Annotated in this window: 11 protein-coding genes; 9 read left to right on the top strand and 2 right to left on the bottom strand. The window is 42.1% G+C overall.

Annotated elements, in window-relative coordinates; genetic code table 11:
• Positions 1-31: 31 nt before the first annotated feature.
• The 6 genes from ABID99_RS05860 (at position 32) to ABID99_RS05835 (ending at position 5,467) form a co-directional block, all read left to right on the top strand.
• Positions 32-1,159 carry a hypothetical protein gene (locus tag ABID99_RS05860; RefSeq protein ID WP_373613156.1) on the top strand — a complete coding sequence of 376 codons (1,128 nt, stop codon included), beginning with the start codon at positions 32-34 and terminating at the stop codon, positions 1,157-1,159.
• 158 nt (positions 1,160-1,317) lie between these two features.
• Positions 1,318-1,767, top strand: coding sequence for an SRPBCC domain-containing protein (locus tag ABID99_RS05855; protein ID WP_373613155.1), 450 nt, complete (start codon positions 1,318-1,320; stop codon positions 1,765-1,767).
• Entirely contained in the window at positions 1,748-2,074 is a 327-nt protein-coding gene (locus ABID99_RS05850; protein ID WP_373613154.1) for an ArsR/SmtB family transcription factor, read from the top strand. Before ABID99_RS05855 ends, ABID99_RS05850 begins: the two co-directional genes overlap by 20 nt.
• Positions 2,071-2,520, top strand: coding sequence for an SRPBCC domain-containing protein (locus ABID99_RS05845; protein ID WP_090532944.1), 450 nt, complete (start codon positions 2,071-2,073; stop codon positions 2,518-2,520). Before ABID99_RS05850 ends, ABID99_RS05845 begins: the two co-directional genes overlap by 4 nt.
• A gap of 463 nt (positions 2,521-2,983) precedes the next feature.
• A complete protein-coding gene (locus tag ABID99_RS05840; RefSeq protein ID WP_090532946.1) occupies positions 2,984-4,339 on the top strand; it encodes a Gfo/Idh/MocA family protein in 1,356 nt (451 codons plus the stop codon).
• An 81-nt stretch (positions 4,340-4,420) separates the two neighbouring features.
• Positions 4,421-5,467 (top strand): PmoA family protein, encoded by a 1,047-nt coding sequence (locus ABID99_RS05835; protein WP_188832798.1) that lies wholly within the window; start codon positions 4,421-4,423, stop codon positions 5,465-5,467.
• A gap of 250 nt (positions 5,468-5,717) precedes the next feature.
• Here the strand turns inward: ABID99_RS05835 and ABID99_RS05830 are convergent, their stop codons facing one another.
• Positions 5,718-8,273 (bottom strand): TonB-dependent receptor domain-containing protein, encoded by a 2,556-nt coding sequence (locus ABID99_RS05830; protein ID WP_373613153.1) that lies wholly within the window; start codon positions 8,271-8,273, stop codon positions 5,718-5,720.
• A 332-nt stretch (positions 8,274-8,605) separates the two neighbouring features.
• On the opposite strand from ABID99_RS05830, the gene ABID99_RS05825 reads away from it, so the two are divergent.
• Positions 8,606-9,664 (top strand): sensor histidine kinase, encoded by a 1,059-nt coding sequence (locus ABID99_RS05825; protein ID WP_373613152.1) that lies wholly within the window; start codon positions 8,606-8,608, stop codon positions 9,662-9,664.
• Entirely contained in the window at positions 9,661-10,404 is a 744-nt protein-coding gene (locus ABID99_RS05820) for a LytR/AlgR family response regulator transcription factor (RefSeq protein WP_373613151.1), read from the top strand. Before ABID99_RS05825 ends, ABID99_RS05820 begins: the two co-directional genes overlap by 4 nt.
• A gap of 273 nt (positions 10,405-10,677) precedes the next feature.
• On the opposite strand, the gene ABID99_RS05815 is transcribed toward ABID99_RS05820, so the two are convergent.
• The gene (locus ABID99_RS05815; protein ID WP_373613150.1) at positions 10,678-13,224 is read right to left on the bottom strand and encodes a glycosyl hydrolase 115 family protein; all 2,547 of its coding nucleotides are present in this window, start codon (positions 13,222-13,224) and stop codon (positions 10,678-10,680) included.
• Positions 13,225-13,649: 425 nt separating this feature from the next.
• Here ABID99_RS05815 and ABID99_RS05810 point away from each other — a divergent pair, with 425 nt between their 5' ends.
• Positions 13,650-15,782 carry an alpha-N-acetylglucosaminidase gene (locus tag ABID99_RS05810; RefSeq protein WP_373613149.1) on the top strand — a complete coding sequence of 711 codons (2,133 nt, stop codon included), beginning with the start codon at positions 13,650-13,652 and terminating at the stop codon, positions 15,780-15,782.

The following is a 15,782-nucleotide window of genomic DNA, read 5'->3' as shown; positions in this document are numbered from 1 at the left end:
CTGCAACTATTCCTAAATCTATATTTTCGAGATGAACAACCAGGTTAATCCGTCAGCAATAAACAATTCTTTAAATTGTTCGGGCTGCGGAGCGTTACTGCACTTTAATCCCGGCACTCATAATTTGCTGTGTGATTACTGTGGCGTGAGCAACGCCATTGAAAGTGCCCCCGACAGCCGCGATATTCTACCTTATGATTATGAGGAATTTGTCGCCGGTATTGACAACAATAAACAAAGTGCCGATCTTAAGGTAGTGAATTGTAAAAACTGCGGCTCACAAACCATCCTCGATCAGTTTGTAACCTCGGATAAATGTCCGTTTTGTACAGCTCCCCTGGTATTGGACCTTGAAAGCGGACAGCAATATGTGCCGCCTCATTATATTTTGCCATTTGCCGTTACCCAACAACAGGGTGTTGATTTTTTCAAAAAATGGCTTAAAAGTCTTTGGTGGGCACCAAATGACCTGGCTAAAAAGGTAAGCGATGCATCATCAGCACTAAAAGGTGTTTACCTGCCACACTGGACATACGACACCTATACCATAACCGATTATAGCGGTGAGCGCGGCGATTATTACTATACCACCGAAACTTATACCGAAACCGTCGACGGAAAAACGCAAACCAAAACAAGGCAGGTACGCCATACTGACTGGTCGTACGCTTCGGGAAGAGTAGAGTGCGATTTTGGTGACTTGTTGGTACCCGCCAGCAACTCACTGCCTGAAAAAACGCTTACCAAACTCGGGCCCTGGAATTTTAATATGCTGGTTAAGTTTGATGAACGTTATATGAGCGGCTTCCGTTCCGAAACTTACCAGTTAGGCCCGGAACAAGGTTTTACTAAAGCGGCCGAACAAACTGCTGGAGCGATAAATTCGGCCATACGAGACGACATAGGCGGAGACGAGCAAAGAATCGACAGCACCGATACCCAATATCTTGATAAAGCTATAAAATACCTGATGTTACCGGTTTGGGTAAGCGCCTATAACTACAATAACAAGATTTATCAATTTACAGTTAATGCCAGTACCGGTGAAGTTATCGGCCAGCGCCCGGTAAGCGCCATTAAAATTATCCTGGCCGTGATTTTTGTAATTGCTTTAATAATAACTGGGGTGATATTGTATCAAAATGCCCAGGCTGCATAAAAAACTGCTCTAAAGCACAAAGCATCCAATCATTTTTTAGTAGAGATGCATCACATGCGTCTCTACATTTTTAATAAGACATCCAAAATAAAAATGAAAATAAATTTGCGTAACTCACAAGTTACATATAAATTTGAGTAACTTAAAAGTTACCTATCATGGCAAAAATCATTCAGCACCAATTATTTTACCCGCATCCACCCGCAGTGGTTTGGGAATTTTTAACCGATCAGGAACTGATATCGCAATGGCTCATGCCCGGCAATCTGAAACCTGTACTGGGTCACGAATTTCAGCTTAAGGCCAAACCTATGCCCGAGATGGATTTCGACGGGATTTTTTATTGCAAGATCCTGGAGGTTATCCCCTTCAAAAAACTCTCTTATTCATGGAAATTCGGCTCAGGCAATGGTGAACTAAGCAATTCGACAGTGAACTGGATGCTAATAGAAAAAGATAACGGCACCGAACTTTTGCTGGTACACCGTGATTTTGCAGACTCTGTAAACCCGTTGATGTTTAGCTCGATGGAAAAAGGCTGGTTGGTGCTTATCAACAAAATGCTGCAGATCATAAACGCAGAAAAAGATGGAACAGCACAGGCTTGATGCATTCCAGGTAATTGCCGACCCAAGCAGGAGGCAGATCCTGCACCTGCTTTCAAAAGACAGCCGTACAATCAACTCACTGGCCGAGAACTTTGATATGAGCAGGCCGGCCGTTTCAAAGCATATCAAAGTGCTTTACAATGCCGGTTTTATCTCTATACAAGACATCGGCAGAGAAAGGCATTGTGTGTTGAAGCAAGACGGCTTTAAAGAGCTACAGGCCTGGTTAGCCTACTATGATAAATTCTGGGGCGATAAACTGGACAAACTGGGAGTTTTAATGAACGATAAAATGAACAAAAAATGAAAGATCAGGATTTAACTATAACCATTTCGGTAGATAAAACCTCTAAAGAGGCTTATGATGCCATCAATAATGTTCGCGGATGGTGGTCGGAAGAAGTTAAAGGCGGCACAGAAAAACTCAATGACGAGTTTACCTACAAAGCCAGGGACCTTCACCGCTGTACCTTGAAATTAACAGAAGTTGTTCCCAACCAAAAAGTGGTTTGGCTTGTACTGGACAACTATTTTAGTTTCACCAAAGATCAAACCGAATGGAAAGGCACCAAAGTGATTTTTGAAATTTCCGAACAGGACGACAAAACACAAGTCCGCTTCACCCACCAAGGCTTGGTTCCACCTCATGAATGTTATGAGGTTTGCTCAAACGCCTGGGCCAGTTATATTACGGGAAGTTTGTACAACCTCATTACCACAGGTAAAGGAGAGCCTAATCCTAAAGAAAGTTAGTTAACGAAATTAAAGCTAACCAAATAAAACATCATATTCTATTAGTCAATATATTGAAACTAAAACCTGAAAGTTTCGAACAACTTTTAGGCAAGAAAGCGCCTTTCATTTTTCATGAAAGGCGCTTGAGGGTTTAATCAATTATCAATTAGGGTTTTATCTCAAACTTTATACTGCTAAAAATCAGGGTTGCTTAACCAATTAGCTTAATTAAATATTAACCTGTTACATTTCAAACCAGGACATTAAAGGAAATCTGATTTACAAAAAACAGTATTATTGTTACATTAACAGTTAAAAACGCTATTGCTTTTCAATTCTATTCTTCGATATTTGATTTAGTCGCGCATAAGCACCGGCTTTAACCAGTTTACCTTTTAATCAGCAAAAAATGAAGGTGTCCGCCCCCTGACGGCACCCGTATTTTGAAGAAAAACAACCTGCAAATAAAACTATTTACTACATGGAAAAATCACGCCGTACCTTTATCAGGCAGGCCTCGTTAGCCGGGGCCGGAATTATGCTTGCCCCCAAAAGTTGGAGCGCACAAAGTTATAAACGTATCATTGGCGCCAATGACCGGGTCAGGATTGGGGTGGTAGGCTTTTCAGACAGGCACAAAAGTTCGCACGTGCCCAGTTTCATGAACCATTATAAAGAACTCAACTTTGATGTGGTAGCCGTATCCGATATCTGGAACAAACGGCGCGAGGAAGGCTCTGCCCTCTGGAAAGAAAAAATGCAGCATGACGTAAAAGCTTACCGCAATAATGAAGAATTATATGATAGTAAAAGTGTGGACGCCGTATTCATCAGCACTGCCGATTTTCAGCATGCACGCCATGCTATTGAAGCTGTGAAGGCCGGCTGCGATGCTTATGTAGAAAAACCATTTGCCGAAACCATGGAAGATAACCGGGCTGCCTTAAAGGCAGTAAAGGAATCGGGCAAAATTGTGCAAATTGGATCGCAGCGCAGAAGCGGCGCTAATTATCATGCAGCCAATGAATTTATCAGTTCGGGCAAGTTTGGTCCTATCACCATGGTTGAGCTCACCTGGAATGTGAATCAACCAGGCCGCTGGCGCCGGCCGGAGTTATTAGGACAGCTGAAGGAACAGGATACCGACTGGAAACGTTTTATAATGAACCGGCCTTATGAAGATTTCGACCCGCGTAAATACTTGGAGTACCGCCTGTTCTGGCCATATTCGTCAGGACTGCCGGGGCAGTGGATGAGCCATCAGATTGATACGGTACACTGGTTTACGGGCTTAAAACACCCGCGTAGTGTAGTTGCCAACGGCGGCATCTATATGTGGAAAGATGGGCGCCGCAACTGGGATACCATACTGGCCGCTTTTGATTACGGTCCGCTTAATGATCCTTCAACCGGCTTCCAGGTTACGTTTGGCTCACGCATGCACAATGGTGATGAGCATCCGGCCGAAATTTACTATTCAAACGGCGGCGAGCTTAACCTCATCACCAATACAGTATCGCCAAAAGGAGGTCTTACTCAAAAAATGGCCGATGCCATGCATATGAAGGCAAACCTGCTGCCTGAGATTAGCCTGGCTAATACCGAAAAGGTGGTAGCATCAGCCAATACCGGAGGTGATATACTTACTTCAAACCACGTACGCAACTGGATGGAATGCGTGCGCAGCCGTAAGCAGCCAAACGCCCCCGTTGAAGCCGGTTACAGCCATTCGATAGCCAATATCATGACCAATGCAGCTGTTCATACCGGCTACAAGGCTACTTTTGATGAAGCTACCCAGGAGGTAATGGCTAATGGAAAAGTTTTTAAATATTAATAGCTGGATAGGTCACAAACATTATTGACATCGGCTGTGCCTTGCCATTAGCGCACAGCCTTTTTAACCTTACATCAAGCAATGAAGATCATAAAAAAACTGGGACTTGCCGTTGCCGCAAATATGCTATTGTTTCCTGTAGTACACGCTCAAAAAGCCGAACCGGTAAGGCTGGTAAAAGCAACAAATAATAAAATAGATATCCTGATAGGTGGAAAACCCTTTACCAGTTTCCTGTATCCGGATACTTTAGAAAAACCCGTTCTTTACCCTTTGCGGTCGGCAAACGGCACATTGGTAACCCGCGGCTTTCCGTTGGCCCCACGGCCTGGCGATCCTACAGATCATCCGCATCACATAGGATTATGGTTTAACTTTGAAAACCTGAACGGTCTGGATTTCTGGAATAACTCCTATGCCATACCTGCGGCTAAAAAGAGTGGTTATGGCTGGATCCGCACCGACAAAATTTTGGAAACAAAAGATGGGACAAAAGGCATATTAGCCTATCATGCAAACTGGACAGATCAGCAAAAACAAGTAATACTGGAAGAGCAAACCCGCTTTGAATTTAGCGGAAATGCCCGGGAACGGATCATTGACCGTGTAACTACGCTTACTGCGGATAAGGACGCTCTTTTTAAAGATGCCAAAGATGGCATGCTTGGCCTGCGTCTGGCCCATGAGCTGCAAATCCCTGACCCTGCCGACCAGAAATTTACTGACGATAAGGGTAATGTTACCATAGTAAAAGGTGGTACCGATAAAGTTGCCAACGGTACTTACCTCACCAGTGAAGGCAAAACAGGTAACGACGCATGGAGCACCCGCGGCGTATGGTGCAAGGTATATGGTAAAATTGGAACCGATTCGGTAAGCGTTACCATTATCGATCATCCTCAAAACCCTAATTATCCTACTTTTTGGCATGCCCGTGGCTACGGTCTGTTTGCAGCCAATCCGCTGGGCGAAAAGGTGTTTACCAACGGCAAATCTGAAAAGAACCTGACTTTAAAGAAAGGCGAATCGGTAACATTCAGGTATCGGATTATCATACACAATGGGCCGCAAACTAACAGCGCAGCGCAATTAAACCAGGCTGCGGAGGCTTTTAAGTCATTTAAATAGCATCACCATATCAAACAAACCGGTCCGGGATATTTATCAGAATTACTTTTTATCATTTTTAAATATCCCGGCAGGTATGTCACGGCCCGCTGATCCCGGCGCAAGGTTCAGGTAATTACGGGGTTGTTACTTTTCGTTTCAGTCGGGCTGTGTGTCGTTACCGGCATCAGTTCGTTGGATATAGCCCATATAGCCATCATTTTACCGTGATAAGGGTATTACTCAAAAAACTCTCCCTCAATATTGTCTATCAATTTTGCGCCCCTTGCCCATTGCTGTCACCCTGTTTTAAATCATCATTGTTAACGCCGCGTTTCTTCTTAGGCATCTGCGGACCAAAATTCATTTTACCGAAATTGTAGGCAAAGCTAACGCCAAAAGATCTGAACGGCACTGAGAACCTGCTGCTTTGACTAAGCGGGCCGCTATTGATATTGGAAGTAAAGTCTTTATAATCCTTAAATGGCTGGGTAATGTTCAAACCAATAGTTCCGCGTTTTTTCCAAACATCCTGCTTCAAACCTATCACCCATAAATTGAACGAGGGGTTTGTTCCCTGGAAAGTTCTCCTTGCCGAGTTCTGGATCAAAAAAGTTTCGGCAGACAAAGCCTTGTTTATTTTTACTGTTCCGCTAATGAAGGCATTGTACTGAACATAGGTAGACTGGCTTGCTTGCTGTAGGCTACTGATCACCTGCGGTTTATAGGTAAATGCATTAACGTTGCCCCGTATGGTTAGGACCTTGAACAATTCTGTTGAGCCAAAGAAGGTTACACCAACGGAATTATTGTTACCCACGTTAAGGTAATTGGTGAGGGAAACATCCCTGGTAACCGGGTTCCCGTTATTATCCACCGTGGTGTAAGGCACTGTACGCACGTAGCTTTCAATAATATCATCGGTCTTCCTATAATAGACGGAGGCATTGATCACACTGCTTTTGATGAAGGTAGAATAAGTCATTTCCACGGTCTGCGTAATTTCTGGCGACAATTCCGGGTTACCCTGCGTTTGGTTGAGAGGGTTGCTGGTATTCAGAAACGGGTTTAAATATTGCAGGCTCGGCCGCTGGATACGCTTACTATAGCTTAGTTTCAGCGTTTGGGTAGGCGTTAAAGCCTTTGAAATCACAAAGCTTGGAATAAAATTGGTATAGGTATTATCAAAAGGTGCCAGGCCCGCACTGACATTACCCGAATTTCCATTAATTTTTGTATTCTCTAACCGGGCACCTGCCTGTACAGTAAAACCATCTTTCAAATTTGCAGTAAGCAAGCCGTAGCCCGAGTACACGTCCTGGTCGTAACTATAGGTGTTGGATGTGGCCGTATTAAATACGTACGCGCCTGAAGCATCTGGATTGAAAAAATCGTATTCGCTGGATATCCTCCTTAAAATACTTTTCGCACCTGTTTCCAGCTTAAATACCCTGCTGATTGGTAGTACGTAATCCAGCTGGTAAGTATACTCGTTATTGGTACCGTTATTAACCGCACGCTGGTTTTGGGTAAAAGCAGAATATTCTGACAGATAGTTTACATCTGATGTGCCATGTGTCCATTGAAAAGCAAAGCTTAATTCTTCACCTTCCTTTTTAAACTTATGGGTAAAATCGTTATTCCAGTCAAAGTTGGAGACTTTGAATTCGTTGCTTGTTAAGGCTGTATAATCGATATTTCCCTCTGATGCAGAATTATTGCTATTGACCGAATTACCTTTATTTTTAAATGCCCCTCCCCTTAGGCTAAAAGTAGAGTTAAACGTGTTTTGATCATTAAAATCATATCCCAAAGATGCCGAGCCATTGGTAAAATGACGATTTGATGTACTTTGCCCGTTTGACGAGGATGATGTACCCAGTTCGGTATTTTGACTGTTAAAGGATTGATAGGTGGTTTGCGGCCATCCAACGTTATAACCAAGGTTAGCTGTAATGCTTAATTTATTTTTGTTAAAATTGATATTTCCGCTCTCATTGTTTTGACGGGTACCTATACCCATATTGATAGAGCCGCTTACACCGGCAACCTCCTTCTTCTTGGTAATAATATTGATAATGCCGGCCGAACCTTCCGCATCGTATTTAGCCGAGGGCGCCGTTATCACTTCAATATTCTTGATCTGATCGGAAGGCATGGATTTCAAAACGTCGCCCGCGTTGGTTACCAACGCTCCTGAAGGCTTGCCATTGATCAGTATCCGTACGTTCTGATTTCCGCGGAGGGAAACATTCCCGTCCATGTCAACCGAAACCATGGGCACTTTGCGCAGGATATCAGAAGCATTGCCGCCGGCACTGGTTACATCTTTTTCTGCATTAAAAACTAATTTGTCAATGTGGTTTTCCGCCAGGGCTCTTTGCCCGGTAACCTGAACATCAGCCAGCATCTTAGCGCTTGGCGAAACGATGACCTGCCCAAGGTTTCTGTCGGTTTTGGCTCCCGTTAAAACAACGCCGTCAATTGTTTTGGTGGAGTAACCTATAAAAGCGATTTGGACGCGATAAGTTCCCGGCGCCACACCAGTGATTTTGAAACTCCCTTTCTGATCTGCCAGGCTACCGTTCACTGGAGCAGTTGTACCTGCTTTAAATAAGCTTACTGTCGAATAGTCCAGTGGCTTTTTAGTCAGGGAGTCTATTACGGTTCCGAAGATAGTTCCATTACCCAAAGAGGCACCTGATGGCGGGCCTGCGGGCTGTTGGGCTCGCACGGTCCCTGCTGCCAATAAAAACCAGGTTATCAGTTTCAATGCCCGCAGGCTCGTTGTATTTTTTAAGTTGAACTTGTAATTTTCAGTTCCCATATTCGAGATTTTGAAACAAAACAAAGTAAATACATTGATCAAAATCTGCAGAATAGACGGATCGGCCTTAATAATAGACCAAACGAACGTTAGAGTCTATGGCTTTGTGATTGGAGGAATTTTCAATATAAGCTATAGATCAAAGTTGTCATTCTGTCTATTAATTCCTGTAAACCATCTATTCCTTAAAAAAAATAAAAAAACATTTTGTCATTTGCAGCATCCCGGTGAGATGGGATTTAGTTGATTACTGTATTTGATACAGTATGGTGCGTTTTGCCTGAGAAACAAAACGCACTTTTTTCCGCTATTTTTATGGTAAAATTCGCGATATGGCTTTTTCAGGCTTAAAGAAGATCTTTTTTTCAGTTCACTTTTATATAGTGGCCTGTTTATTAGCGTTAATGTTATTCCCATTATCCTGGCCCTTAAAACTCCCCGGTGAATTTTGGATCAAACAGGTATTGATACATTTGGTATGGGCAACATTATTCTATGCCAACCTGTTTTATTTTACTCCCCAATTGATTTACAAAAACAAGGCTGTATTATTTGTTCTTTTGATGATAGCTATTCTCGTCTCCGTTGTGTACTTAAACAATTGGTTAGATGAAATAACCGGTTGGAAGGCTGTATTTACCAAAGTTTACAAAAACCCGGCTAAAAAATCATCTGACGATAACCATGTTTATAATTATTGGACTATCATAACTGCACTTGTTTTACTCGGAGTAAGCACAATCATCGCGGTCTCCCGGAAGATCAAGGCCGACCAGGAAGCCTTCCGTGCCACCGAACAGGAAAAAATCAGCTCAGAGCTTTCTTTTTTAAAAGCGCAGATCAATCCGCACTTCTTTTTTAATATCCTGCATACCATTTATGCACTCGCCGATAGCAACCCTGTGGCGTCTAAAGATGCGGTTTACACGCTTTCGCATATGATGCGTTATGTTATTTATGAAACCAAGAACGATCTGACCGACCTGGAAAAGGAGATCAAATTTATTGAGGACTATATCAAGCTGATGAAGCTGAGGCTGAGCGATGATGTACAGATCATTTTTGAAAAACAGGTCAACCTAAAAAATCATGAAATAGCTCCCATGCTTTTCCTGCCATTTGTTGAAAATGCCTTTAAGCATGGCATCAGCGGTGTACACCCAAGTTACATTTATGTAGAGATCAGCCAATCTGCCGACGAGCTGAAGTTGGAGATCAGGAATTCCCTTTTTGAAGAACAAACGGCTCAGTTGGAAGATAGTAATGGCATCGGTATTGTCAATACGAAAATAAGGCTCGACCTGCTATATCCCGGGCGCTACACATTATCGGTTGACCGCGACTCCAATATCAGGGAATTCATTGTAAATTTAACGTTCCGATTCAAATGAAAATTGACTGCATAGCTGTAGACGACGAACCGATAGCTTTAAAGCTAATTACTTCGTACATTGAACAAACCCCGTTTTTAAATTTACAGGGTACGTTCGGCAACGCTATCGAAGCGCTGAAAGCTATTCATCAACAACCCGGCCTTCAATTGATATTTTTAGACATCAGGATGGCTGACCTAAGCGGTGTTGAACTGGCCCGGATCATTGAGCAAACCGGAAAGAAAAAGGGTCCGCGCGTTATATTTACAACAGCTTATGATCAGTATGCTTTAGAGGGTTTTAAGGTAAACGCGTTAGATTACTTACTGAAACCGTTTAGTTTTGTTGATTTTTCAAAAGCGGCTGCCAAAGCATATGATTATTTTGAGATTTTGGAAAGCGCTCAAAATAATATAACTCCCGGAACGCCTGTTGAAAAGAACTATATTTATCTTAAGGTTGATTATCAGCTGGTAAAAGTTAATATAGCCGACATCCTTTATATCGAAGGACTTAAAGATTATGTAAAGATTTTCCTGGCGAACCAGGATAAACCCTTATTGACCCTCACAAGCCTGAAAAACCTTGAAGAGAAACTCCCGGCCAGTATTTTCCTGCGAATCCACCGCTCATTTATCGTATCCAAAGAAGCAGTCAAATCCGTTACCAAAAATTCTGTCCAGATTGAAAATACTACGATACCTGTAACCGAACAATATAAAGAAGTTTTTACCACATTCCTGAAAGATTGGTCTTGATCATCATTGGTTGTCTATCTGGGGTTAAATATTTATGAGCCGGCATAACCCTCGTTTTTCCAAAACGGCTCTGCATGTTCCAATACAAACTTTACAGATCCTGCCATAAAGGAATGGAGTTTTGCATGGGTCGTAGACGCCCATCCTACTTTGTGAAATACTTTAAGAAGCACACGCAGCAATCACCTGCTGATTTCCTCAGGAACGGTTTCCCGAATATGTCTTTTCTTTTGGGACCGTCGGCTTTGGGAATAAATAAAAAAGTTAAGGACGCTAATTTTTATAAAATGAAATTTTATCAATTACTACGCCAGGGTCAATAGCCCTGATAGATAATTTATGTGTCCCGGTGGTTAATGCTGGTAAGTCTATTAATGCACTAACGTAATTATTTCTAATACCCTGGTTACGGTTGGGTCCATTCTCATCTTCCTTGCCATTTGACCCCGGCACTTCTGTTGTTGAAATAAATTTATTATCAACTAAAATGGCTACCCTTAATTGCATACCCGGATAAATTCTAAAAGTTGGCATAAAATCAATCCTCACCTTTGCTGAATTACCATCAGTTTTAAAATTGTAATTCAATGTTGGAGCTTTTACATCACCAGGTTTCCATAATAAATTAAGGTTAACCGGTGTCAATGCCATAGCCTGGCCGCTATTGCCCAATCCTGGTATAACCGACCATTTTGCGGTTCCAGCTGTGGTTTGTTCATCGGCAGATGAAGCGTTTCTTGTTATATCCGCCTGAATTGCTTTTTTGGTGGTATCCGGTTTCCTGGTTTCAGCCCATGGCCATGCTACCTGGCTATTCCATGATAGAAGATTTTGACCGGTTACTGTTCCCGGCATCATATATTGCCATTTCCCCCCTGCTATTTTATTGTTGTAATTATCAACTTCGGATTCCAAAGCTGCTTTAAGGCGATCTATCTCGACCTGATGGGCAGATTGATTTGCACCATAAACAATTGCCCTGTCATGCATAAATATAAGTCCGGTTTCTGCCATGATACGGGCCGGAAAACCAATCATTTCTGTGTAAGAATCCTGCTTATTTAAAGGTACAGACTTTGCTACAGAAGTTTCAAGATTTAATAATCTCTGATAATCAGCTTGTAATTGCACAGCTTCGTTATCCGACAAAGAAATAGCCCAATCACGATTCATTAATTCAGGTTTTCGTACTGTGCCTAAACGATAAAATTCTGTAAGCAAATTGTTAAGCGTAGCTACATTTTCATTAAAATGTTCTGTAAGAAATGCTTTTAAAAATTGGGGTTGTGCATCCGTCTTTTGACTTTCCGGGTTCCATGATAAGCGTGAAAAATAGTCGATCCCCAATTCCATCGGTTTAACATCACCTACGTTAATCACCCACATCGTCCGGGCCTGATTTTCCCAGGCCTTATGAAACTCTTCCCACATCAATGCCGGGGCGGTAGAATTGATCCAGGTATACGAATGAGGACCACCGTAGTAAGATAAGTGCCAGTATAATCCGCTTCCGCCAGACCGCTTCCTTTCGGTTGGATTCGATAAGCGGCGAATGTACCCAAAATTATCATCTACCCAAATCAGAGTTACATCATCAGGTACCTTTAAGCCGGCATCATACACAGGCAATACCTCTTTATAAGGAACAAAACATTGGGCAACAGGCCCCCATTGTTTATTGACGTATTGATTAATAAGATCTCGCTGGTCTTTAAATACCTTTTCCAAAAGGGTTATCCTTTCAGGTATACCTGACGGTGGCGATTCCATACCACGATCATGTATACCGCGTATACCCATTGTCCAAACTGCTTCTTTGTCTTTTCTGTGCTTAGCAGTTTCTTTCCAGTATTTATAAATACTATCAGGATTAGTGCTATAATTCCATACACCTTTAAGTTTCTCGTTCCAATGCACGTTATTATACAGCATCGGTTCGCAATGTGATGAACCTGCAACAATACCATAATGATCGGCCAAAGCTACATTCTCGGGAGTGTCGCCAAATTCTTTAGACACTTCATGCATAGCAGGCCAAATGTAGTTGAGCCGCAAACGCAACATCAATTCAAATAATTTTTCATATATTTTGGGGCCAATGCCATGTGCAAAATCCTTTTCAAAGTTTTTCCTCGCCCATTGATTTATTCCCCAGTCTTCATCGTTAATAAAAATACCGCGATATTTAACTGCCGGTTCATCCCAAGTTGGTTTAGGTACGGAGATCGTAACTGTTTTTCTTTTAGCAGTAGGAACATCTGCCCACCAATGCCACGGCGATACACCTATTTTCCTTGAAATTTGTAAGAGTCCATAAACTGTCCCTCGTCTATCGCTTCCAACTATAATGAGCGCTTTTTTTACACCAGGTGCGGGGTTGTTAACTATTTGCCATAATGAAGCCTCCCAACGGCCTTTAATTTTATTAATATCTTTGATCTTGTGTGCAGCTATCAACCTATCAATAGCTGGGCTTTTACCAATAGTGCCGGCAATAATCATTTCACCGGCGGGGTGTTGCAAAGTAGTAATAGCAGGCGAAGTTCCGGTAACCTGTTTTATATCGTCAGCAAAAAAGCCAGCCGCAAGTTTCACCGCCTGGTAATCAGAATTATCAATAGCTAAACTTATACTTTTTTGAGCAGTGGCCACTGTAATATCTGTTGATTTTGAGGCTAAAGCAGGTTTTACAATCAAATTTTGAGCACTAACGCTTATTGTTGTTAAGGTTACCAGTAACAGTAGCGGTGTTGCTTTTAATATACTGCGGTTATAATATCTATAATAACTTATGCGGGTATTCAAGAGTGATTTTAACATTTATAATATTGTATCATGTGACCGTATTAAAAATCAACCGAACTCGTGAGTTAAACCACCAGTTTAGTTAGGTTATTAATATCCGTAATTCTGCTCTAATTTAGCGCCTTTATTCTATTTTTCAGCGGCCTTTATAGGCCGTAGTTATCGGCAGCCATAGGTAACTGTAATATCGGTTACATTTTTTCACCCTATCATAAAATAGCCCAGGCTGTTAATGTCGATCGGGGTTGTCCAGGCAGGATTAGCATTTCGCCCGCTCTATATTTGATAAAAAACAGTGAAAATTTACGCAAACGTTTGTCTTTGCAGTAACAAACGTTTGCGTAAGTTTCAAGGCTCCAGGGCATAGAATTATGCATAATCTTTCCATAAAATTTTAGTTAGTTTCGGACATATTAACAGAAAAAAACCAACAAATTTCTATGCGAAAACCAACCTGTCTGCTACTTTTATTATTGCCTATACAGCTTTTAGCGCAACAATTTGATCCTGTAAAAGCACTGGTTAAAAGGCGCGCGCCGTGGTTAAGCAACCATATCGTTTTTGAACCCTTAAAAAACACCAGTTCAGAAATAGTTGAACTGCAAACCATCAAGAATAAACTGGTTATCCATGCTTCAGGAGCCAATGCGGCGGCTGTTGGTGTAAACTGGTATTTAAAATATTATTGCCATCGTTCTATGTCGCACATGGGTGATAACATGTCGCCCGTGTTTCCTATTCCTAATGTTAACAAAAAAGTAACCGTACAAGCTGCGGCCAAGTATCGTTATGCGTTAAATTATTGCACCTATAACTATACCATGAGCTTTTATAGTTGGCCCGACTGGGAACGGGAGCTTGACTGGATGGCGTTAAATGGTGTTAATACAATGCTTACTGTTGAAGGGATGGAAGCGGTATGGCAAAACACGCTGAGGAAAATAGGATACACTGAAAGTGAAATTAACAGTTTCATTGTTGGGCCTGCTTATACCGCATGGTGGCTGATGGGAAATATTGAAGGCTGGGGAGGTCCCATGCCGCAAAGCCAGATAGACAACAGGAAGCTGATTCAACAGAAAATGATGAAGCGGATGCAGGAGTTGGGTATACAACCTGTGTTGCAAGGTTTTTATGGCATGGTGCCAAGCACATTAAAAAACAAAAGTAAAGCACATATTATTGATCAGGGCACCTGGGGTGCTTTTAAAAGACCTGATATACTTGACCCCACTGATCCTGAGTTTAGCCGCATTGCCGGCATCTACTATAGCGAAATTCAAAAATTATACGGTAAGAACATCCATTTTTTTGCCGGCGACCCTTTTCATGAGGGTGGTAAAACGGAAGGTGTTGATTTGAAAAAAGCAGGCACTGCCATACAGGCATCGATGCAAAATTACTACCCCGGTTCAACATGGGTATTGCAGGGCTGGCAGGATAATCCCAAGCAGGCCATGCTTGATGGCCTCGATAAATCAAAAGTATTGGTACAGGAGCTTTTTGGTGAATTTACAAATAACTGGGAAAAGCGTAAGGCTTACGATAATACACCATTTATATGGTGCAGCGTTAATAATTTTGGCGAACGGCCTGGCGTATATGGAAAACTGCAGCGCTTTGCCGATGAGGTATACCGTGTCCGTAAAAGCACTTACAGCAATTATCTTAAAGGTGTGGGGATTATGCCTGAAGGCATCAATAACAACCCTCCTGATTATGACCTGATGCTTGAACTGGGCTGGCACCAGGAACATGTGGATACCCGGAACTGGATCGATAAATACGCTCTATATCGTTATGGTAAAAGCAATGGGCATGCAAGTAATGCCTGGCAAGGATTTTTACAAACCATTTATCAAAGCCTTCCCGGTTACCAGGAAGGGGCTGGCGAATCCATTTTTTGCGCAAGACCCGCACTTAAAGTTAAATCAATTTCCAGTTGGGGTACGCTCACTCGTAATTATGACACGGTTGCTTTTGCAAATGCGGTAAAAGAATTTGCAAAAGCAGCACCAGATCTTAAAAATTCGGCCACTTATAAAATAGACCTCATCAATATGGTGCGGCAACTGCTGGCTAATAAAGGCACGCTCACATTTAATGAAATGGTAACTGCTTATAACAGCAAGAATCTGCAAACATTTAACGCAGCCAGCGCAAAATTCCTGCATATGATAAGGCTGACAGATGACCTCTTAAATACCGATCAATATTTCAGGCTCAACACCTATCTCAAACAAGCTATAGATAACGGCAATACCGCGGAAGAAAAAGCAAACAATTTAAAAAACGAATTAATGCAAATTACCTATTGGGGCGAAAATGTGCGTACCGAAGACAATCTGCATGAGTATGCTTATAAAGAGTGGGCCGGCCTGATGGATAGCTATTACTTGCTCCGCTGGGAGATTTATTTTGATTATCTGCGCAGCAATTTGCAAGGTAAAAACGTTCAGGAACCTGATTACTTTTCCTGGGAACGAAAATGGGTGGACGACAACCAAAAGCTAAACCCTGAAAAGCCTCAAAGGCCTTTACTGGAAGTGGTTGATGAAATTTTATCAATGTAA

The sequence above is a fragment of the Mucilaginibacter sp. OAE612 genome (genome assembly GCF_041806395.1).
GTDB lineage: Bacteria > Bacteroidota > Bacteroidia > Sphingobacteriales > Sphingobacteriaceae > Mucilaginibacter > Mucilaginibacter rubeus.
This window is presented reverse-complemented; position numbering and strand designations above follow the sequence as displayed.